The organism is Pseudonocardia bannensis, from assembly GCF_012911875.1.
In the GTDB taxonomy this organism is placed as follows: domain Bacteria; phylum Actinomycetota; class Actinomycetes; order Mycobacteriales; family Pseudonocardiaceae; genus Pseudonocardia; species Pseudonocardia bannensis.
Genome location: NZ_JAAXKZ010000007.1, coordinates 1 through 18,210 on the forward strand (window position 1 = coordinate 1; position 18,210 = coordinate 18,210).

General features: G+C 71.8%; 18 protein-coding genes. 13 read left to right on the plus strand and 5 right to left on the minus strand.

Annotated features, from left to right (window positions below; translation table 11 throughout):
- Positions 1-262 precede the first annotated feature (262 nt).
- Both HF519_RS03285 and recR read left to right on the plus strand, forming a co-directional pair.
- Positions 263-613, plus strand: a complete 351-nt coding sequence (locus tag HF519_RS03285; protein ID WP_211169480.1) for a YbaB/EbfC family nucleoid-associated protein — start codon at positions 263-265, stop codon at positions 611-613.
- A gap of 1 nt (position 614) precedes the next feature.
- A complete protein-coding gene (recR, locus tag HF519_RS03290) occupies positions 615-1,232 on the plus strand; it encodes a recombination mediator RecR (RefSeq protein ID WP_169410122.1) in 618 nt (205 codons plus the stop codon).
- 54 nt (positions 1,233-1,286) lie between these two features.
- Here the strand turns inward: recR and HF519_RS03295 are convergent, their stop codons facing one another.
- Positions 1,287-1,472, minus strand: coding sequence for a hypothetical protein (locus HF519_RS03295; RefSeq protein WP_169410123.1), 186 nt, complete (start codon positions 1,470-1,472; stop codon positions 1,287-1,289).
- A 443-nt stretch (positions 1,473-1,915) separates the two neighbouring features.
- Here HF519_RS03295 and HF519_RS03300 point away from each other — a divergent pair, with 443 nt between their 5' ends.
- The 7 genes from HF519_RS03300 (at position 1,916) to HF519_RS03330 (ending at position 8,996) form a co-directional block, all read left to right on the plus strand.
- Positions 1,916-2,812, plus strand: coding sequence for a helix-turn-helix domain-containing protein (locus HF519_RS03300; RefSeq protein ID WP_169410124.1), 897 nt, complete (start codon positions 1,916-1,918; stop codon positions 2,810-2,812).
- Entirely contained in the window at positions 2,809-2,994 is a 186-nt protein-coding gene (locus HF519_RS03305; protein ID WP_169410125.1) for a DUF397 domain-containing protein, read from the plus strand. The genes HF519_RS03300 and HF519_RS03305 overlap by 4 nt, the downstream gene beginning before the upstream one ends.
- A gap of 198 nt (positions 2,995-3,192) precedes the next feature.
- Positions 3,193-4,860, plus strand: coding sequence for an ABC transporter substrate-binding protein (locus HF519_RS03310; RefSeq protein WP_169410126.1), 1,668 nt, complete (start codon positions 3,193-3,195; stop codon positions 4,858-4,860).
- Positions 4,861-4,923: 63 nt separating this feature from the next.
- Entirely contained in the window at positions 4,924-5,928 is a 1,005-nt protein-coding gene (locus tag HF519_RS03315) for an ABC transporter permease (RefSeq protein WP_169410127.1), read from the plus strand.
- Positions 5,925-6,848: an ABC transporter permease gene (locus HF519_RS03320; protein ID WP_169410128.1), complete on the plus strand. Its 924-nt coding sequence runs from the start codon at positions 5,925-5,927 to the stop codon at positions 6,846-6,848. Before HF519_RS03315 ends, HF519_RS03320 begins: the two co-directional genes overlap by 4 nt.
- Positions 6,845-7,858 (plus strand): ABC transporter ATP-binding protein, encoded by a 1,014-nt coding sequence (locus tag HF519_RS03325; RefSeq protein WP_169410129.1) that lies wholly within the window; start codon positions 6,845-6,847, stop codon positions 7,856-7,858. Before HF519_RS03320 ends, HF519_RS03325 begins: the two co-directional genes overlap by 4 nt.
- A gap of 25 nt (positions 7,859-7,883) precedes the next feature.
- Positions 7,884-8,996 carry an ABC transporter ATP-binding protein gene (locus HF519_RS03330; RefSeq protein WP_169410130.1) on the plus strand — a complete coding sequence of 371 codons (1,113 nt, stop codon included), beginning with the start codon at positions 7,884-7,886 and terminating at the stop codon, positions 8,994-8,996.
- Here the strand turns inward: HF519_RS03330 and HF519_RS03335 are convergent.
- Positions 8,974-9,588 carry a DedA family protein gene (locus HF519_RS03335; RefSeq protein WP_169410131.1) on the minus strand — a complete coding sequence of 205 codons (615 nt, stop codon included), beginning with the start codon at positions 9,586-9,588 and terminating at the stop codon, positions 8,974-8,976. The genes HF519_RS03330 and HF519_RS03335 overlap by 23 nt on opposite strands.
- Before the next feature lie 204 nt (positions 9,589-9,792).
- Here HF519_RS03335 and HF519_RS03340 point away from each other — a divergent pair, with 204 nt between their 5' ends.
- Positions 9,793-10,425 (plus strand): hypothetical protein, encoded by a 633-nt coding sequence (locus HF519_RS03340; RefSeq protein ID WP_169410132.1) that lies wholly within the window; start codon positions 9,793-9,795, stop codon positions 10,423-10,425.
- Between the two features lie 54 nt (positions 10,426-10,479).
- On the opposite strand, the gene leuA is transcribed toward HF519_RS03340, so the two are convergent.
- Positions 10,480-12,276 (minus strand): 2-isopropylmalate synthase, encoded by a 1,797-nt coding sequence (gene leuA, locus HF519_RS03345; RefSeq protein WP_169410133.1) that lies wholly within the window; start codon positions 12,274-12,276, stop codon positions 10,480-10,482.
- A gap of 299 nt (positions 12,277-12,575) precedes the next feature.
- On the opposite strand from leuA, the gene HF519_RS03350 reads away from it, so the two are divergent.
- Positions 12,576-12,878 (plus strand): hypothetical protein, encoded by a 303-nt coding sequence (locus tag HF519_RS03350; RefSeq protein WP_169410134.1) that lies wholly within the window; start codon positions 12,576-12,578, stop codon positions 12,876-12,878.
- Between the two features lie 196 nt (positions 12,879-13,074).
- Here the strand turns inward: HF519_RS03350 and HF519_RS03355 are convergent, their stop codons facing one another.
- Positions 13,075-14,295 (minus strand): hypothetical protein, encoded by a 1,221-nt coding sequence (locus tag HF519_RS03355; protein WP_312859868.1) that lies wholly within the window; start codon positions 14,293-14,295, stop codon positions 13,075-13,077.
- Between the two features lie 208 nt (positions 14,296-14,503).
- Here HF519_RS03355 and HF519_RS03360 point away from each other — a divergent pair, with 208 nt between their 5' ends.
- Both HF519_RS03360 and HF519_RS03365 read left to right on the plus strand, forming a co-directional pair.
- Positions 14,504-15,769: an aspartate kinase gene (locus HF519_RS03360; protein WP_169410135.1), complete on the plus strand. Its 1,266-nt coding sequence runs from the start codon at positions 14,504-14,506 to the stop codon at positions 15,767-15,769.
- A gap of 73 nt (positions 15,770-15,842) precedes the next feature.
- Entirely contained in the window at positions 15,843-16,931 is a 1,089-nt protein-coding gene (locus HF519_RS03365; protein ID WP_169410136.1) for an aspartate-semialdehyde dehydrogenase, read from the plus strand.
- 140 nt (positions 16,932-17,071) lie between these two features.
- Here HF519_RS03365 and HF519_RS03370 read toward each other — a convergent pair whose 3' ends face one another.
- Positions 17,072-18,148 (minus strand): hypothetical protein, encoded by a 1,077-nt coding sequence (locus tag HF519_RS03370; protein WP_211169473.1) that lies wholly within the window; start codon positions 18,146-18,148, stop codon positions 17,072-17,074.
- Positions 18,149-18,210 lie beyond the last annotated feature (62 nt).

Genomic DNA, 18,210 nt, shown 5'->3' on the forward strand with positions numbered 1-18,210 from the left:
GAGCGGGGAGTGGGCGGTGGGCTCGAGGTGGCGGCCGCGCTCGGGGCCGGCGCCGGCTCCTGGGCGGTGGGCGCGCCGCCGGCGGCGCAACTGCCCAGCGCGCCGGCCAGTACGAGCCCGGACAGCAGTACCGTCACAGCGCGGCGCGGGGCGAACACGGCACCCAGCCTGACACGGTTACCCTGGCGACGGAGTAGTCCGCGCGTGGGACACGCGCGGGAGACACCCCCGGGGCGACGCGGGGGCGAGCCTGAGGAGAGCGCTGGTGCAACCGGGTCAGGGTCAGCCGGACATGGCGATGATTCTGCAGCAGGCGCAGAAGATGCAGGAGCAGCTCATGGCCGCACAGGCCGAGCTGGCCGAGGCCGAGGTGACCGGTCAGGCCGGGAACGGCCTCGTGCAGGTGACGATGACCGCCGCCGGTGACGTGCGCGGTGTCCGCATCGACCCGCAGGTGGTCGACCCGGACGACGTGGAGACGCTGCAGGACCTCGTGGTCGGTGCCATTCACGACGCCACCCGGGCCGCGCAGCGGCTGCAGGCGGAGAAGATGGGACCGCTCGCCGGCGGTCTGGGCGACGCGGCCGGCGGCCTGGGCCTGCCCGGCGTCTGACGTGTTCGAAGGACCGGTCCAGGACCTGATCGACGAGCTGGGCCGGTTGCCCGGCGTCGGCCCGAAGAGCGCGCAGCGCATCGCGTTCCACCTGCTGGCGGCCGATCCGGCCGACGTGTCACGGCTTCAGGACGTGCTCCAGCGGGTCAAGCAGGGAGTGCGGTTCTGCGACGTGTGCGGCAACGTCTCGGAGAAGGAGCGCTGCCGGTACTGCTCGGACGCCCGCCGGGACCCGACGGTCGTCTGCGTGGTCGAGGAGCCGAAGGATGTGCAGGCGGTCGAGCGGACCCGCGAGTTCAAGGGCCGCTATCACGTGTTGGGTGGAGCGCTGGACCCGCTGGCCGGAATCGGCCCCGACGGGCTGCGGATCCGTGAACTGCTGGCCCGGCTGGGTGGCACCGGCCCCGCATCGGACGAGACCGAGATCGCCGAGGTCATCATCGCGACCGACCCCAACACCGAGGGTGAGGCGACCGCGACGTACCTGGTCCGGCTGCTGCGGGACTTTCCCGGCCTGTCGGTGACCCGGCTGGCCTCGGGCCTGCCCATGGGCGGCGACCTGGAGTTCGCCGACGAGCTGACCCTGGGCCGGGCGTTGTCCGGCCGCCGCGCGCTGTAGTCGGCGCCGTCCGGCGTGCCCCTCCCCGTGGGGCGCGCCGTCCTCCATGTTCGGTCAGTCGTCGTCCCAGGTGTCGTGGTCGGCGACATGGTGGTGCTGCAACTGCTGACGCAGCTCCCAGACGCGACGGCGCTCGGCGGCGACGCGCCGCCAGGCGTCCGCCCGGGCCGCGTCGAGAACGCCGACGACGACGGCGATGACGATCAACAGGGCGAAGCCGATGGCGATGACGGCGATCATGGCGACCACCTGCCCCGACGCCGGCGGACCGCCTTCCCGGCGGGCGCGCTGCGGTGCGTGCTGCGTGTGGTGACCATCGTGGTTCCCCTTCCTGTGGTGTCCTGACCGGCGGTCGCCGGGAGGCTGTGGACCCCGGCGCCGGCCGGGGCGGGGTGGTGGATCGAGGCGGTCCGGGCCCCGGACGCGGGCCCGGCGGGCCGGTGGCGCGGGCGGGAGGACGGCGCGAGCCGGATGCTGATCACGGCGGCCTCCTCTCCGGTGGGCCCCGGGCGGAGATGGTGCTGACCACTCGGGTCGACCTGTGCTTAGATTGCCCGACGGGATCGCACGATGCAATTGCATGGCGGTGGGATTGCCTGGTTCACCCATTCGGGCCAGTGCATGACCTCGATGCGTAACCGCCATTGCGTGACAATCAACCGCTCCGGTGACAGGAAGTTCGCATGGTTGCTGCGCAGGGTCCGGCCGGCCCGAGGCGTCGCCTCGGCGCCGAACTGCGCCGACTCCGCACGAAGGCCGGGTTGCACCTCGATGACGTCGCCGAGCAGCTGACCTGCTCGACGTCGAAGATCAGCAGGCTGGAGACGGGCAAGGGGATCCCCAAGCTTCCCGACGTCCGCGAGCTGATGCGGATCTACGGCGTCACGTCCGACACCGAACGCGACATGCTCATCCGGCTGGTCCGGGACAGCCGGGAGCAGGGCTGGTGGGAGCCGTACACGGAGGGCGTGCAGCCGGAGCGGTTCGTGATGGACTCGCCGGGTCGATACCCCGCCCTGGAGACCGAGGCGGCCAGGGTCCGGGCGTTCAATGCGACCGCGCTTCACGGCCTGGTGCAGACCCCGGAGTACGCGCGCGAGATCATGACCGAGTTCCTGCAGCACAACGGGCCGGCCGAGATCGAGCGCCTGGTCGAGCTCCGGGCCCACCGACAACGCGCGCTGCGGCGCCGCGAGTCCCCGCTGTACCTGTCCGTCGTCCTCGACGAGGGGCTGCTGAACCGGCTCGTCGGCGGTCCGGAGGTGATGGCCGGGCAACTCGGGCACATCCTCGAACTCGCCGCGCTGTCGAACGTCGAGGTCCGGGTCCTCCCGTTCGACGCCGGTTTCCACCGCGCGCTGGCCGGGCAGTTCACGATCCTGGAGTTCTCCGGCGCACTCCACGACATCGTCTACATCGAAGGGCACGCGGGCGACTCCTATCTCGACGGTGACGCCGACGTGAAGCTCTATCAGGACGTGCATTCCGATGTGGTCGGGCGTGCTCTCGGCCCCGCGGCGTCGATCGAGTTGATCAGCCGGTACCGTCACCGCCTGACTTCCGAGAAGGGCCTGCGGTGATCGAGTTCAAGGTCAGCAGTTTCTGCAGCTGGGGCGACTGCGTCGAGGTCGGCCGGACCCCGGAGGGGCAAGTCGCGGTCCGCGACAGCAAGGACCGCGAGCGTCGGCCGCTCGTCTTCACTGCCGACGAGTGGGCGGCATTCGTCGCCGGTGTGAAGAACGGCGAGTTCGACCTCGGCTGATGCCGCCGCGGGGGCCGGCGAATGCTCGGCGAGATGGTTCGGCGTGAAGCCGGACCAGTGTGGACATTACGCTGCGTGAGCTTGAGGTCGATTTGAGCTACCCGTAGCCCAACCGTGACTCAATAAGCTACCTATCGGTAGTCAAGGGCATTACCGTCTGGCGTCACCTACGCACACCGACGATCTCGAGGTGCCCGCATGCCATCCTCCCGACGTCTGCTCGCCGCCATCGCCGCCGGCGCGCTCACGCTCTCCCTCGCCGCCTGCGCCGAATCCGGGCGCGACGCCGGCGCGGTCGGGTCGGGCGCCACCGGTGGGACGATGGTCTTCGGAGCTCCCGGCGCGCCCGACAACTTCGACCCGATCTTCGCGCAGGACGGCGAGACCTTCCGGCCCGCGCGGCAGATGTTCGACACCCTGATCACCTACAAGCAGGGCACGAGCGACCTGGCCCCGGGGCTGGCGACCGCGTGGACGCCGAGTGAGAACGGCACCGTCTGGACGTTCACCCTGCGTGAGGGCGTGAAGTTCCACGACGGCACCGACCTCAACGCCGAGGCGGTCTGTTTCAACTTCGACCGCTGGTTCAACCTCCCCAACGCCGCCGCCCAGAGCCAGGCCATCTACTACGCCGACACCTTCGAGGGCTTCGCGAACAACCAGGGTGAGACGGCGGGCGAGCCGGTCTACAACTCCTGCACCGCGCAGAACCCGAGCACCGCGGTCCTCAAGCTGAACAAGGCCAAGGGGGCCTTCCCCGCCGCCTTCGGCCTCACCTCGCTGTCGATCTCCAGCCCGACCGCGCTGCGCCAGTACAACGCCGACCAGATCGAGCAGTCCGGCGACGCGTTCACCTACAGCGAGTACGCCACCGCGCACCCGACCGGCACAGGGCCGTTCAAGTTCGAGAGCTTCGACCGGACGGCGAACACGATCACGCTGGTCCGCAACGACGACTACTGGGGCGAGAAGGCCAAGCTCGACCGGCTGATCTTCAAGGTGATCCCGGACGAGAACGCGCGCAAGCAGGAACTGCGGGCGGGCACGATCGACGGGTACGACCTGCCCTCGCCGGCCGACTGGGACTCGCTGAAGAGCGAGGGCTTCAACGTCCTGGTCCGGCCGCCGTTCAACATCCTGTACCTGGGGATCAACGGCAAGAACAACCCGGCGCTGAAGGACCTGCGGATCCGCCAGGCCATCGCCTACGCGCTGGACCGCGAGGCGCTGGTGCGCAACCAGCTGCCCGAGGGCGCGGTGGTCGCGACGCAGTTCATGCCCGAGACGGTGGACGGCTACGCGCCCGACACCCAGGCCTACGCCTACGACCCGGACCGAGCCCGGCAGCTGCTCGCCGAGGCCGGCCAGTCGAACCTGACGCTGAACTTCTACTACCCGACCGAGGTCACCCGGCCGTACATGCCGAACCCGACCAACATCTTCACCGCTCTGGCGGAGAACCTGCGGCAGGTGGGGATCACCGTGAACCCGGTGCCGCAGCCGTGGAACGGCGGCTACCTCGACTCGGTGACGGTCAGCGGCAACCACGACCTGCACCTGCTGGGCTGGACCGGTGACTACAACGATGCCGGGAACTTCGTGGGCACCTTCTTCGGGCGGCCCAAGCCCGAGTTCGGTTTCGACGACCCGGCGCTGTCCGCGCAGATCGCGGCGGCCGACGCCACCGTCGACCCGGCGGCCCACGCCGCGGCCTACGAGCAGGTCAACCGCGACATCATGGCGAAGTACCTGCCGGCGGTGCCGGTCAGCAGCTCGGCGGCGGCCCTGGTCGTCCGCAACAACATCTCCGGAGTGGTCCCGTCCCCGCTGACCGACGAGCGGTTCTACACGGTCAGCAAGGGCTGAACGCGCCCGGTGGCGCCGCTCCCGCGCGGTGCCACCGGGGTCGGGACGGTACGAAGGGGAACGATGCTGCGTTTCGTCGTGCGCCGGTTGCTGCAGGTCGTTCCGACCCTGCTGCTGCTGTCGGTGCTGGTCTTCGCCTGGCTGAGGTCGCTGCCCGGCGGTCCGGCCAGCGCCTTCCTCGGTGACCGCGCCACGCCCGAGCGGGTCGCCGAGCTCAACCGGGTGCTCGGCCTGGACCAGCCCGTGTGGGTCCAGTACCTGCGTTTCCTCGGCCGCGCGTTCACCGGGGACCTGGGCAACTCGCAGATCACCGGGGAGCCGGTGCTCAGCGAGATCGGCCGCGCGCTACCGGCGACCGTCGAGCTGTCGGTGGCCGCGCTGCTGATCGCCGTGACGCTGGGGATTCCGCTGGGCTACCTGTCCGCCCGCCACCGGGGCCGTCCGCTCGACGTCGCCACGGTGATCGGAACCCTGGTCGGGGTCGCCGTGCCGGTGTTCTTCCTGGGCTACCTGCTCAAGGCGGTCTTCGCCGTCGAGCTGGGACTCTTCCCGCCGTCGGGCCGGCAGTCGGTCGGGATCGACGCCACGAACGTCACCGGTTTCGCGGTGCTCGACGGGCTGCTGACCCGGGAGCTCGACGCGAGCTGGGACGCGCTCACGCACCTGGTGCTGCCGGCCGTCGCGCTGGCCACCATCCCGCTCGCCGTGATCGTCCGCATCACCCGGGCCTCGGTCCTCGACGTGCTGGGGTCGGACTTCGTGCGCACCGCCAACGCCAAGGGGCTCGCGCCGAGCACCGTGCGCGGCCGGCACGTGCTGCGGAACGCGCTGCTCCCGGTGTCGACCACCATCGGGTTGCAGACCGGGTTGCTGCTCGCGGGGGCGGTACTCACCGAGAAGGTCTTCGTCTGGGGTGGTATCGGCACCCTGCTGGCCCAGGGCATCGAGCAGCGCGACTACCCCCGGCTGCAGGCGTTGCTGCTGCTCGGCGCGCTGGTGTACGTGCTGGTCAACCTGTTGGTCGACCTCTCCTACGCGATCATCGACCCGCGGGTGAGGTTGTCGTGACCACGACCTGGACGCAGCGGCGCAAGGCCCGCATCGACGATCTGGCGGCCGGCCGCAGCCTCGGCTCGGAGGCGTGGCGGCGGCTGCGTCGCGACCCGGTCGCGATCAGCGGCGCCGTGCTCGTCGGCCTGTTCGTGATCGTCGCCGTGCTGGCGCCGATGCTCGCCCCGCACCCGGCCGCGCAGAGCTTCCCGGAGCTGCAGCAGGACCTGCGGCCGGGTTCGATCCCCGGCCCGCGGACCGGCTTCCCGCTGGGCAGCGACCAACTGGGCCGGGACTTCCTCTCCCGGATGATCCTGGCCGCGCAGCAGACGCTGCTGGTCGGGGTGCTGGCCACCCTGATCGGGCTGGCGGCGGGGATCGTGATCGGGGCGGTCGCCGGCGCGTTCGGTGGCTGGGCCGACACGGTCCTGATGCGTGTCACCGACGTGCTGCTGTCGGTGCCGAGCCTGCTGCTGGCCGTCTCGATCGCCGCGCTGGCCGCCCGGCCCAGCCAGACCACCGTGATCATCGCGGTGTCCATCGTCAGCGTGCCGATCTTCGCACGGCTGCTGCGCGGGTCGATGCTCGCGCAGCGGGAGAGCGACCACGTCGTGGCCGCCACGGCGCTCGGGGTGCGCCGCCGGGCCGTCGTGCTGCGGCACATGCTGCCCAACGCGATCGGCCCGGTGATCGTCCAGGCGACGCTCACCCTCGCGACGTCCATCCTGGACGCCGCCGCGCTGTCCTTCCTGGGCCTCGGCGATGCCGACCCGGCCCGGGCCGAATGGGGGCTCATGCTGGCGCAGGCGCAGGCCTACCTCGACGTCCGGCCCGCGCTGGCGGTCTACCCGGCGGTCGCGATCATCGCGGTGGCTCTGGGCTTCACACTGCTGGGAGAGTCGCTCCGTGAGGCCCTCGACCCGAAGGGACGCCGATGAGTGCTGCCGCGGGTGCCGAGCGGGGGATCGGGGCGCCGTTGCTGGAGGTGCGGGACCTGCGGGTGACCTTCGCCCGGCGCGGGGGACCGGACACCGTCGCCGTCGACGGGGTCGACTTCGCCGTGGCGCCGGGGGAGATCGTCGGCCTGGTCGGGGAGTCGGGCTGCGGGAAGTCGGTGACCTCGCTGGCGATCATGCGGCTGTTACCCGAACGCGGGAACCGGGTCGCCGGCGAGGTGCGGATGGACGGCATCGACCTGCTCGGGCTCTCCGACGCGGCCATGCGCGAGCGGCGCGGTCGCGACCTGAGCATGGTCTTCCAGGACCCGCTGTCCTCGCTCAACCCCGTCGTCCCGATCGGAGTGCAGGTCACCGAGGTGCTGCGCCGGCACCGCGGTATGCGCAAGGAGCCGGCGCGCCGGGAGGCCGCCGAGCTGCTGGACCGGGTGGGCATCCCCGACCCCCGCCGCCGGCTCGGCTCGTACCCGCACCAGCTCTCGGGCGGGATGCGCCAGCGGGCGCTGATCGCCATCGCGCTGGCCTGCCGACCGCGGCTGCTCATCGCCGATGAGCCGACCACCGCGCTGGACGTGACCATCCAGGCGCAGATCCTCGGGCTGCTCGCCGAGCTGGTCGCCGAGACGGGCGCCGCGCTGATCATGATCACGCACGACCTCGGCGTGGTCGCGGGGCTGTGCGACACGGTGAACGTCCTCTACGGCGGGCGGATCGTGGAGCGGTCGCAGCGGCACCGGCTGTTCGCCACCCCGCGCCACCCGTACACGCACGGGCTGCTGAGCTCGATCCCCCGGCTGGACTCCGCGCCGGGGGAGGAGTTGGTCGCGATCCCCGGCTCGGTCAACGACAACCTTCCGTGGGCGCACGGGTGCGCGTTCGCGCCGCGCTGCCCGCGGGCGATGGAGGCGTGCGAGCAGCGCACCCCGGCCCCCGAGGAGATCGGCGGGCGGCTGTTGCGCTGCCACAACCCGGTTCCGGCGAGCGCCGGATGAGCCGCCCGATGAGCACGGAGCGAGGATGACGGACACGCTGCTCGAGGTCTCCGACCTGGCCGTGCACTTCCCGATCAGGCGTGGGGTGCTCGTCGACCGCACCGTGGGCCACATCCGTGCGGTCGACGGCGTCTCGCTGATGATCCGCCGCGGCGAGACCTACGGGCTGGTCGGGGAGTCGGGCTGCGGGAAGTCCACGCTGGGGCGGGCGATCCTGCGGCTCGTCGACCCGACGGGTGGGGCCGTCCGGTTCGACGGCACCGACGTCGCCGGCCTGTCCGGTGAGCCGCTGCGCCGGATGCGTCGCCGGTTCCAGATGGTGTTCCAGGACCCGCTGTCCAGCCTGGATCCGCGCCAGTCGGTCGGGTCCCTGCTGATGGAGGGGATCCGGGCGCACGGGCTCAGCAAGGGCGCGGAAGCCGACGCAGCCCGGCTCCACGAGCTCGTCGACGCCGTGGGGCTGCCGATCGGAGCGCTGCGCCGATACCCGCACGAGTTCTCCGGCGGTCAGCGCCAGCGCATCGGGATCGCCCGGGCGCTGTGCGTCGAGCCCGACCTGATCGTCGCCGACGAGCCGGTCTCCGCGCTCGACGTCTCGGTCCAGGCGCAGGTGCTCAACCTGCTCGGGCGGCTGCAGGACCGGCTCGGCCTGACCTACCTGGTGATCGCGCACGACCTGGCCGTGGTCCGCCACGTCAGTGACCGGGTCGGCGTGATGTACCTGGGCGGGATCGTCGAGGAGGCGCCGTCGCCGGCCCTCTACGGCGATCCGCTGCACCCGTACACGCGGGCCCTGCTCTCCGCGGTCCCGGTGCCCGATCCGGTGCTCGAGGACCGCCGCGAGCGGATCCTGCTCACCGGCGATCTGCCCTCGCCGGCGTCACCCCCGAGCGGGTGTCGCTTCCACACCCGCTGCCCGTGGCGCCGGCCCGACCGCTGTGCCGACGAGCGCCCGCAGCTGCGGGTGATCCCGGGTGGTGACCCGGGCCATCGGGTGGCCTGCCATCACGCCGAGGCGATCCGCGACGGCCGGTTGCGACCGCACCGGGTCGAACCCGTGATCGCCGGTGACGACCCCTTGGCTCCCGGCCTGCCGCCGGAGCTGCCGGGTTCGGTCACCGAGGTCCTGGGCCGCTGACGCCGCCGGTCAGGGCGGGTTCGGGCGAGCCGGTCGTCGGCCCGACCCGGTCGGTGGTGCGCTTGCGCACGAGCAGGCCGATCAGCACCGCGGCCGGCACCGCGACGGCCGACCCGATCAACGGGTTCCCGGTCAGCGCACCCCCCGCGTAGCCGAGCAGCAGGAACGCCGACGACCACAGCACCGCCCCACACGCCGACGCCAGGGCCACACCGCGCACGGGCATCCGCAGCGCGCCGCACAGGACCGTCGCGGCGACGACTCCGAACGGCACGAAGTAGGACGGTGCGATGGCCGCAGGACCGGCCCGCAGCACCCGGGCCTCGATCCAGGCCACCGCCCGCGCGCCCGCCGGCCGACGTCGCAACCGGCGGAGCAGGGCGGCGCCCGCCACCCGGCCCAGGGCGTACTTCGCGAGGTCGCTGGCGAAGGACCCGGCGGCGGCCGCGACGATCGCGATCCAGAGTGAGAGCGGGCCCGAGGCGGCGTAGGAACCTGCGGCGAGGAGGAAGGGCTCGGCGGGCGCGAACGGCACGCTGGACCAGACCAGCAGGGCCAGGTACGCGGCGATCGGGGCCACCGGTAACGGCACGGTCACGACGTTACCGGTTCGTTGTGATCACCGCGGCCCGTACCGCCGGAAGGGTGGGTGTCGCCCGTGCGTATGCCGACGCTGCGTCGAACGGACGGCGACGGCCGGGGAGAGCTGACGCCCGTCTCGCCGCCGCTACCGGCCCGAGGCTCGTTGCCGCCGAACGGTGCGCACTCCCGGACCCGCATGGGGTATCCGTAGAACATGGACGAACAGGTGCTCACCGCGACGCGGCGGTCCCTGCACGGAATCGCGGAGATGGTGCTGGCCGGGCCGCAGTACCGGGAGCACGGCACCATCCGGCTGCGGGTCACCCCCGGCGGGTTCGGTCAGGTGGCCGGCCCGCTGCGGGTGGAGGGCACCGAGCTGGTGTGGGACGGCGACGATGCCGGCCGGGTCCCGCTGCGCGGCACCTGCCGTGAGCTGGGCGCCGCCGCCGGTGTCGAGCCGGGCCCGCCCGAGGGGCTGTACACCGACACCTCGGGGGTCGGGCCCAACGAGCAACTCGTCGTCGACCCGGCCGCGGCCGAGCTGATGGCCGACTGGTTCGCGACAGGGGACCACGCCCTGCGGAACTTCGTCCCCGGCTGCGAACCCGTGCTGTGGCCCGAGCACTTCGACCTCGGTATCCAGCTCGATGAGATCGACTACGGGGTCTCCGCGGGCGACGCGGCCAACACCCGGCCTTACGCCTACGTCGCGCCGTGGACGCCGTGCCACGGCCCCTTCTGGAACGCACCGTTCGGTGCGATCCGCCGACAGGACGAGGTGCCGGCCGGCCACCTCGCGACGTCCGCGATCATGGCGTTCTTCGTGGAGGGTCGCAAGATGGCCTAGCGGCCGCGCAAGTGGCGGGTGGTGCCCTGGCACCACCCGCCACTCACGGGTGTATCAGCGCATCGCGCGGTTGATCGCCGACACGACCGCCTTGAGCGAGGCGCTCACGATCGAGCCGTTGACGCCGACGCCCCAGAGCACGGTGTCCTCGACGGCGCACTCGACGTAGGCCGCGGCACGGGCGTCGTCGCCGGCCGCCATCGCGTGCTCGTGGTAGTCCAGCACCCGGACGTCGAAGCCGATCCCGGCCAGCGCGTCGACGAAAGCCGCTATCGGGCCGTTGCCGCTGCCGGTGATCTCGTGGATGTCGTTCTCCACGCGCACGGTCGCGACGATCTCGTCACGGCCCTCGCCGTCGCTGGTCAGCCGGTGCCGGATCAGCTTCAGCGGGGTGACCCGCTCCAGGTACTCGTCCTCGAAGACGTCGCGCATCTCCTTGGGCGAGACCTCGCCGCCCTCGGAGTCGGTGACCTCCTGGATCACCTTCGAGAACTCCATCTGCAGCCGCCGGGGCAGCTCCAGCTGGTGCTCGGCCTTCATGATGTAGGCGACGCCGCCCTTGCCGGACTGCGAGTTCACCCGGATCACGGCCTCATACGTGCGGCCGATGTCCTTCGGGTCCACCGGCAGGTACGGGACCTCCCAGCGGTACTCGTCGACCTCCACGCCCGCCGCGGCGGCGTCGGCCCGCATCGCGTCGAAGCCCTTGTTGATCGCGTCCTGGTGGCTTCCGGAGAACGCGGTGTAGACCAGGTCGCCGCCCCACGGGTGGCGCTCGGCCACGGGCAGCTGGTTGCAGTACTCGACGGTGCGGCGGATCTCGTCGATGTCGGAGAAGTCGATCTGCGGGTCGATGCCCTGGGTGAACAGGTTCATCCCCAGCGTGACCAGGTCGACGTTGCCGGTGCGCTCGCCGTTGCCGAACAGGCACCCCTCGATGCGGTCGGCACCGGCCTGGTAGCCCAGCTCGGCGGCGGCGACTCCGGTGCCGCGGTCGTTGTGCGGGTGCAGGCTCAGCACGATCCCCTCGCGACGCGCCAGATTGCGATGCATCCACTCGATGGAGTCGGCGTAGACGTTCGGGGTGGCCATCTCGACGGTCGCCGGCAGGTTGACGATCATCGGCGACTCCGGCGTGGGCTGCCAGATCTCGCTGACCGCGTTGCACACGTCCACGGCGTACTGCAGTTCGGTGCCGGTGTAGGACTCCGGGGAGTACTCGAACCGCCAGTCGGTGTTCGGGTACTTCTCGCTGAACCGCAGCACCTCCTCGGCGCCGTCCGTGGCGATCTTGGCGATGCCCTGGCGGTCGGCCCGGAAGACGACCCGGCGCTGCAGGATCGAGGTGGAGTTGTAGAGGTGCACGATCGCCCGGGGCGCGCCCTCGCAGGCCTCGTAGGTGCGTTCGATGAGTTCCGGGCGGGCCTGGGTCAGCACCTGGATGGTGACGTCGTCGGGGATCGCGTCGCCCTCGATGATCTCGCGGACGAAGTCGAAGTCGGTCTGGCTGGCCGCCGGGAAGCCGACCTCGATCTCCTTGTAGCCCATGCGGACGAGCAGGTCGAACATGCGCCGTTTACGGGCGGGGCTCATCGGGTCGATCAGCGCCTGGTTGCCGTCCCGCAGGTCGACCGCGCACCACAGGGGGGCCTTGGTGATGCGCTTGTCCGGCCAGGTGCGGTCGGGCAGCGATACCGGCTCGACCTGCTCATGGAAGGGGCGGTAGCGGTGGACCGGCAGATGGGAGCCCCGTTGGGGATTCCAGGCCGGCTGATCGTCCGGGGCCGGGCGCGACGGAGTGCGTAGCCGGCTGCTGGACGCGGAGGTGTAGGCGTCGGGCGAGGTTGTCATCGCGGGGGTGCTCCTGGGGTGTCGGCCGGTGCGTCAATGGGAGGACGTGACCGGCGCGTGCGCCAACCCGCGACGAGGGGCCGGTCGGTCAGACCCCGCCGCGGCGGCGAAGGAGCAGGTGCACCACGCGGTCACCATAACCCCGGCGGCCGGGGTCGGGGCAAGGTGGCCTTCGGAACCCACGGGAGGCGGGTCGGCGGTGACACCCGATCGGGCTACGTCGTGTCGCGGCCGGGTTCGAACCTACCTGCGAGTATGGCTGTCCGTCGAGGGGCGGCGAGCGGCAGCGAGGAGGACGGGTGAGCGTGGGAACCACTGCACGTCGGGGCGCGGGCCTGCTGGGAACCGTGGCGCGGGTCATAGGGACGGCGATCGCGCTCGTCCTCGTCCTGCACATCGTGCTCACCCTGCTCGACGCCAACCCGGCGAACGGGTTGACCATCTTCGTCGCCAACCTGGCCGCCCAGTTCAACCTCGGCCTGGACGACCTGTTCCTGCCCGACGAGCCCAAGCTCGCGGTCACGCTGAACTACGGGGTGGCCGCGGCCATCTGGTTCGCCATCACCGCCGTCGTCGTGCGGATCGTGCGCCGTCTCGGCTGATCGATCCTCAAGGCTTCAGGTCCCGGCACCGCGGGTGGTGAACTCGGCACGGCTCAGGTCGTCGCCGTCGAGCACCGCGCGCTGATCATGCTGTTCCTGCTGACGGTCGTGCTGCTGGTGTTCTCCCGACGGTGGACGCCCGCGTCGCGAGTCGCCTGCTGAGATCCGACCACGGTCGCGGCCGGACTGGGCCCGATCAGATCGCGTACGGCCAGGCGGTGAGCGCGTAGCCGCCGAACCAGGCCGAACCCAGCCCGACCGCGACCAGCACCGGCACCGTCGTCCGCGGGTGGCGGCGGGCCAGTTCGAGGGCCACCGGGATCAGCAGGACGAACGCCGGGACCAACAGCCGCGCCTTGGAGTTCATCAGGCCGTTGCTGCCGAGATCCATGATCAGCACACCTGCCCCGTACACGACCAACGGCCAGGGCAGCTGTCCGCGGACGGACCGGGCCGCGCTCACCACGAGCAGCCACAACCCGCCCGCCAGCACCGCCACCGTCGCGACCTCGAGCACCGACTGTCCGCTGACCAGCACCGACGCGGCGAACTCCAGCGTCGCGGCGCCGCCGTCGAACCGGGAGCCCCACCCGCGTTCCTGCAGCTCGAACCAGCCGGTGAGCGAACCGGTGCGCGCGGCCACCCACCCCAGGTAGCCCACCAGCCCGAGCGGGGCCAGCGCCGCACCCAGCCACGGCCGCCAGCCGTCGCGTCCCTGCAGTACAGCGACCAGCGCCGCCACCCCGACCGCCAGCACCAGGGCCGCCGCCGCCGGGCGGACGAGCCCGGCCAGCGCGCACATCACGCCCGCGAACAGCCAGCGCCGGGACAGCACCCCGACCAGCGACCAGGCGGCGAGAGCGCAGAAAAGCGACTCGGAGTAGGCCATGGTCAGCACGACGCCCATGGGCGACGCGGCGAACAGCGCGACCATGACGAGCCCGGTCCGTCGGGACCCGCCCGGGACGAGCTCGCCGATCCGGCACACCCCGTAGGCGGCCACCATCCCGGCCAGCGCGGCGGCCACCACACCGGCGGCGGACAGTGGCAGCGCGGTGAGGAAGCGGACGGTGGCCGCCGTCGCCGGATACCCGGGGAAGAACGCCAGCGGGGTCTCCGCGGTGCGCACCCCGTTGGCGTCGGCCAGCCCGGCCGGCACGCCGTCGTAGCCACCCTGGGCGAGACCGAGGAACCACCGCCCGTCCCAGGCACCCAGGGCGTCGCCCAGCCGGGTGTCGTTCGCCGCAGCCAGCACGGCCAGCACCAGCAACCCGAGCCCGCGGACGAGCGCGAAGACCGCCGCCGGGGCGAGCGCGACCGCCACCCGGGAGAACCGGTCCCCCTGCAGGCCGGGCCCCGGTTCGGGGCCGCGGCGGACCGGCGGCGAGGCACCGCGCACGGTGTCGATCGGGTTCACCCCCGTGATGAGGAGACCGTGGACGCGGTGTGACGCCGGCCTCAGTGGCATCCATCATTGAGGTTAACGAGGCCGCCGGACCCCCGGTAGGGTGGGCTCCCGACCAGCGCCCGGGCCGGCGCGTCACCACGAGTGGACCGCGCCCGGGCCTCGAAACCCCCACGACGCCGTCCGCACTGTGGTCACGGCGTCAGGACAGGAGGTCGGCGTGGCCCTCGTCGTGCAGAAGTACGGCGGCTCATCGGTTCAGGACGCAGACCGCATCAAGAAGGTCGCTGAGCGGATCGTCCGGACCCGCAAAGAGGGTCACGACGTCGTGGTCGTGGTCTCCGCGATGGGAGACACCACCGATGAGCTGACCGATCTCGCCGAGCAGGTCTGCCCGGCACCTCCGGCGCGCGAGATGGACATGCTGCTCACCGCGGGGGAGCGGATCTCCAACGCCCTCGTCGCGATGGCCATCCACGCCCTCGGTGCCGACGCCCGCTCGTTCACCGGCTCGCAGGCCGGGATGCTCACCACCTCGAAGCACGGCGACGCCCGGATCGTGCAGGTCAACCCCGGCCGGCTGCGCAACGCGCTGGACGAGGGCTCGATCGTGCTCGTTGCCGGTTTCCAGGGGATGAGCGAGGACTCGAAGGACATCACCACGCTCGGCCGCGGCGGCTCGGACACCACGGCGGTGGCGCTCGCCGCCGCCCTGGAGGCCGACGTCTGCGAGATCTACACCGACGTTGACGGCATCTTCAGCGCCGATCCGCGGATCGTGTCCGACGCCCAGCACCTCGACACCATCACCTATGAGGAGATGCTCGAGATGGCGGCGTGCGGCGCGAAGGTGCTGCACCTGCGCGCGGTGGAGTACGCCCGGCGCTACAACGTGCCGCTCCGCGTCCGCAGCTCGTACAACGACAAGCCGGGGACCCTCGTCGCCGGCTCGATCGAGGAGATTCCCGTGGAACAGGCGATCATCACCGGGGTCGCGCACGACCGGTCCGAAGGCAAGATCACGATCACCGGGGTCCCCGACACCCCGGGCATGGCCGCCCGCATCTTCCGGACCGTCGCGGACGCCGAGATCAACATCGACATGGTGCTGCAGAACGTGTCGCACTCCGACGACCGCCGCACCGACATCACCTTCTCGCTGCCGCGCACCGACGGGCCGACCGCGGTCGCCGCGCTGGAGAAGGCGAAGTCCGAGATCGGCTTCTCCGAGGTCATCTACGACCCCGAGGTCGGCAAGGTCTCGCTGGTCGGCGCGGGCATGCGCAACCACCCCGGGGTCACGGCCACGTTCTGCGAGGCACTGTCCGACGCGGGGATCAACATCGAGACCATGAACACCTCGGAGATCCGGATCTCGGTGATCTGCCGGGCGGACCAGCTCGACGACGCGGTGCGCGCGCTGCACGGGGCGTTCGAGCTCGGCGGCGACGAGCAGGCCGTCGTGCACGCGGGGACCGGGCGATGAGCGAGCGGAGCGAGCGAATGATCCAGCACAGCGCCGCCGCGCAGCGGTCGGCCGAGCACAGCGAGGACGAGCGATGAGCGGCGCGCACCGGCAGGGGCCGGTCGTCGCGATCGTCGGTGCCACCGGGGCCGTCGGTTCGACCATGATCGAGATCATCGACGCGCGGGAGACCGTGCCGTGGAGCGAGATCCGGCTCGTGGCGTCGGCCCGTTCGGCGGGCAAGGTGCTGCGTGTGCGCGGTGAGGACATCACTGTGCTCGAGCTCGCCCCCGAGGTCTTCGACGGCGTCGACGTCGCGCTGTTCGACGTGCCCGACGAGGTCAGCGCGGAGTGGGCGCCGATCGCCGCGGCCCGCGGGGCCGTCGCGGTCGACAACTCCGGCGCGTTCCGGATGGACCCCGAGGTCCCGCTCGTGGTACCCGAGGTCAACGCCGACAAGGCCGCCGACCGGCCCAAGGGGATCATCGCGAACCCCAACTGCACGACACTGTCGATGATGGCCGCGATGGGCGCGCTGCACCGCGAGTTCGAGCTGCGCGAGCTCGTCGTGTCCTCCTACCAGGCGGCGTCCGGTGCCGGGCAGCCCGGCATCGACCGGCTCTACGCCGAGCTCGCCGCCGTGGCCGGCAAGGACGTCGGGGTGCGCGGTGGCGACGTCGCCGAGGCCCTCGCGGAGGCCGGGCTCGGCGTCGGTCCCGATTCGGACTCGCCATTCCCCGCGCCGCTCGCGCTCAACGTCGTGCCGTGGGCCGGTTCGCTCAAGGACGACGGCTGGTCGTCCGAGGAGCTCAAGGTCCGCAACGAGTCGCGGAAGATCCTGGGCATCCCGGACCTGAAGGTGTCGGCGACCTGCGTCCGGGTCCCGGTGGTGACCACGCACGCGCTCGCAGTTCACGCGACGTTCGGCCGCGAGGTGTCGGTGGACGCCGCGCGCAAGGTGCTGGCCGCCCAGCCGACCATCGTGCTGCGCGACGATCCCGCCGCCGGCGAGTGGCCGACCCCCGCCGCGGTCGTCGGTGACGACCCGACGTGGGTCGGCCGGATCCGGCAGGCGCTGGACTTCCCGAACACCCTCGAGCTGTTCGTGTGCGGGGACAACCTGCGCAAGGGCGCCGCGCTGAACACCTACGAGATCGCCGAGACGGTGGCCGCCGGCCTGTAGCCGCCGCACCCCTCCCCACCTCAGCAGCCTCGTTGCCGTGAGCGAGCGGCAACGAGGCTGCTGTGCGTCGGTGTGGTCGGCGCTGCCGTGGTCACGCGCCGTGAATCCCGAACCGGGTCCGCGAACGGCGGGACGCGGGGTCAGATCCCGTAGTTCCAGATCGTGAGTGCATACCCGCCGAACCAGGCCGAGCTCAGCGCTACCGCGGCCAGCATCCCGATCGCGGTTGCCCGCCGGCACCGGGACAGGCCGAGCGCGATCGGCAGCAGCAGCACGAACGCCGGGATCAACAGCCGGATCTTGGTGTTCATCAGCCCTGCGGTGGCCCACACGGTGAGCAGCACCCCGGAGCCGTAGACCAGCAGGGGCCACGGCAACCGCATCGTGATGGCGATCCCGAGCAGGACCACTGCGCCGACGAGCACGATCAGGGTGGCCACGTCGTACACACGTTCCCCGGCGACCAGCACGTCACGCAGGTAGGTCACCGTCTCGGCGCCGCCGTCGACGTACCAGCCCCAGCCGGTGCGCTGGATCGCGAACCAGCCGCCGAGTGCGCCGGTGCGGCCTGCGACGTAGGCCAGGTAGCCGACCAACCCCGACACCGCGAGCAGCCCGCCGAGCCAGGGCCGTACCCCGTCGCGACGCCGCACCACGGCGACCAGCGCGGCGAGGCCCACCGCGAGCACCAGCGCGTTGGCCGTGGGCCGGACCAGCCCGGCCAGCGCGCACGCGGTGCCGGCTGCCAGCCACTGCCGCTGCAGCACCCAGACCAGCGACCAGGCGGCCAGCGCGCAGAACAGCGCCTCGGTGTAGGTCATGCTCAGTACGACGCCCATGGGGGTCGCGGCGAACAGGCCGGTCAGCAGCAGGCCTGCCCGCCGCGACCCACCCGGCACCAGCTCCCCGATGCGGGTCAGCCCGTACGCCGCGGCCACGCCGGCCAGTAGCGAGACCACGAGACCGGCGGCGACCAGGTTCCCGCCGGTGAACCACCCGACCACGGCGACAGCGGCCGGGTATCCGGGGAAGAACCCGAGTGGGGTGTCCGGGGCCCGCCGGCCGAACGCGTCGACCATCTCCGCCGGCACGCCGGCGTACCCGTCGCCGGCGATCGCGAGCAGCCAGGAACCGTCCCAGGTGTGCAGCTCGTCGAGGAGGGCCGAACCGTTGCGCCCGGCCAGCCAGGCCAGGCCGAGGACGCCGATCAGGCGCATCCCGAGGTAGACCGCGCCGGGTGCGAGGACGGCCCCGATCCGCGCCCGGCGGCCCGCCGGCG

Excerpts from the sequence above, each read along its gene's own strand:
- HF519_RS03295 (WP_169410123.1), bottom strand. The coding sequence starts at position 1,472 with ATGATCGCCGTCATCGCCATCGGCTTCGCCCTGTTGATCGTCATCGCC.
- HF519_RS03300 (WP_169410124.1), top strand. The coding sequence starts at position 1,916 with ATGGTTGCTGCGCAGGGTCCGGCCGGCCCGAGGCGTCGCCTCGGCGCC.
- HF519_RS03310 (WP_169410126.1), top strand. The coding sequence starts at position 3,193 with ATGCCATCCTCCCGACGTCTGCTCGCCGCCATCGCCGCCGGCGCGCTC.
- HF519_RS03315 (WP_169410127.1), top strand. The coding sequence starts at position 4,924 with ATGCTGCGTTTCGTCGTGCGCCGGTTGCTGCAGGTCGTTCCGACCCTG.
- HF519_RS03325 (WP_169410129.1), top strand. The coding sequence starts at position 6,845 with ATGAGTGCTGCCGCGGGTGCCGAGCGGGGGATCGGGGCGCCGTTGCTG.
- HF519_RS03330 (WP_169410130.1), top strand. The coding sequence starts at position 7,884 with ATGACGGACACGCTGCTCGAGGTCTCCGACCTGGCCGTGCACTTCCCG.
- HF519_RS03340 (WP_169410132.1), top strand. The coding sequence starts at position 9,793 with ATGGACGAACAGGTGCTCACCGCGACGCGGCGGTCCCTGCACGGAATC.
- leuA (WP_169410133.1), bottom strand. The coding sequence starts at position 12,276 with ATGACAACCTCGCCCGACGCCTACACCTCCGCGTCCAGCAGCCGGCTA.
- HF519_RS03365 (WP_169410136.1), top strand. The coding sequence starts at position 15,843 with ATGAGCGGCGCGCACCGGCAGGGGCCGGTCGTCGCGATCGTCGGTGCC.
- HF519_RS03370 (WP_211169473.1), bottom strand. The coding sequence starts at position 18,148 with ATGCGCCTGATCGGCGTCCTCGGCCTGGCCTGGCTGGCCGGGCGCAAC.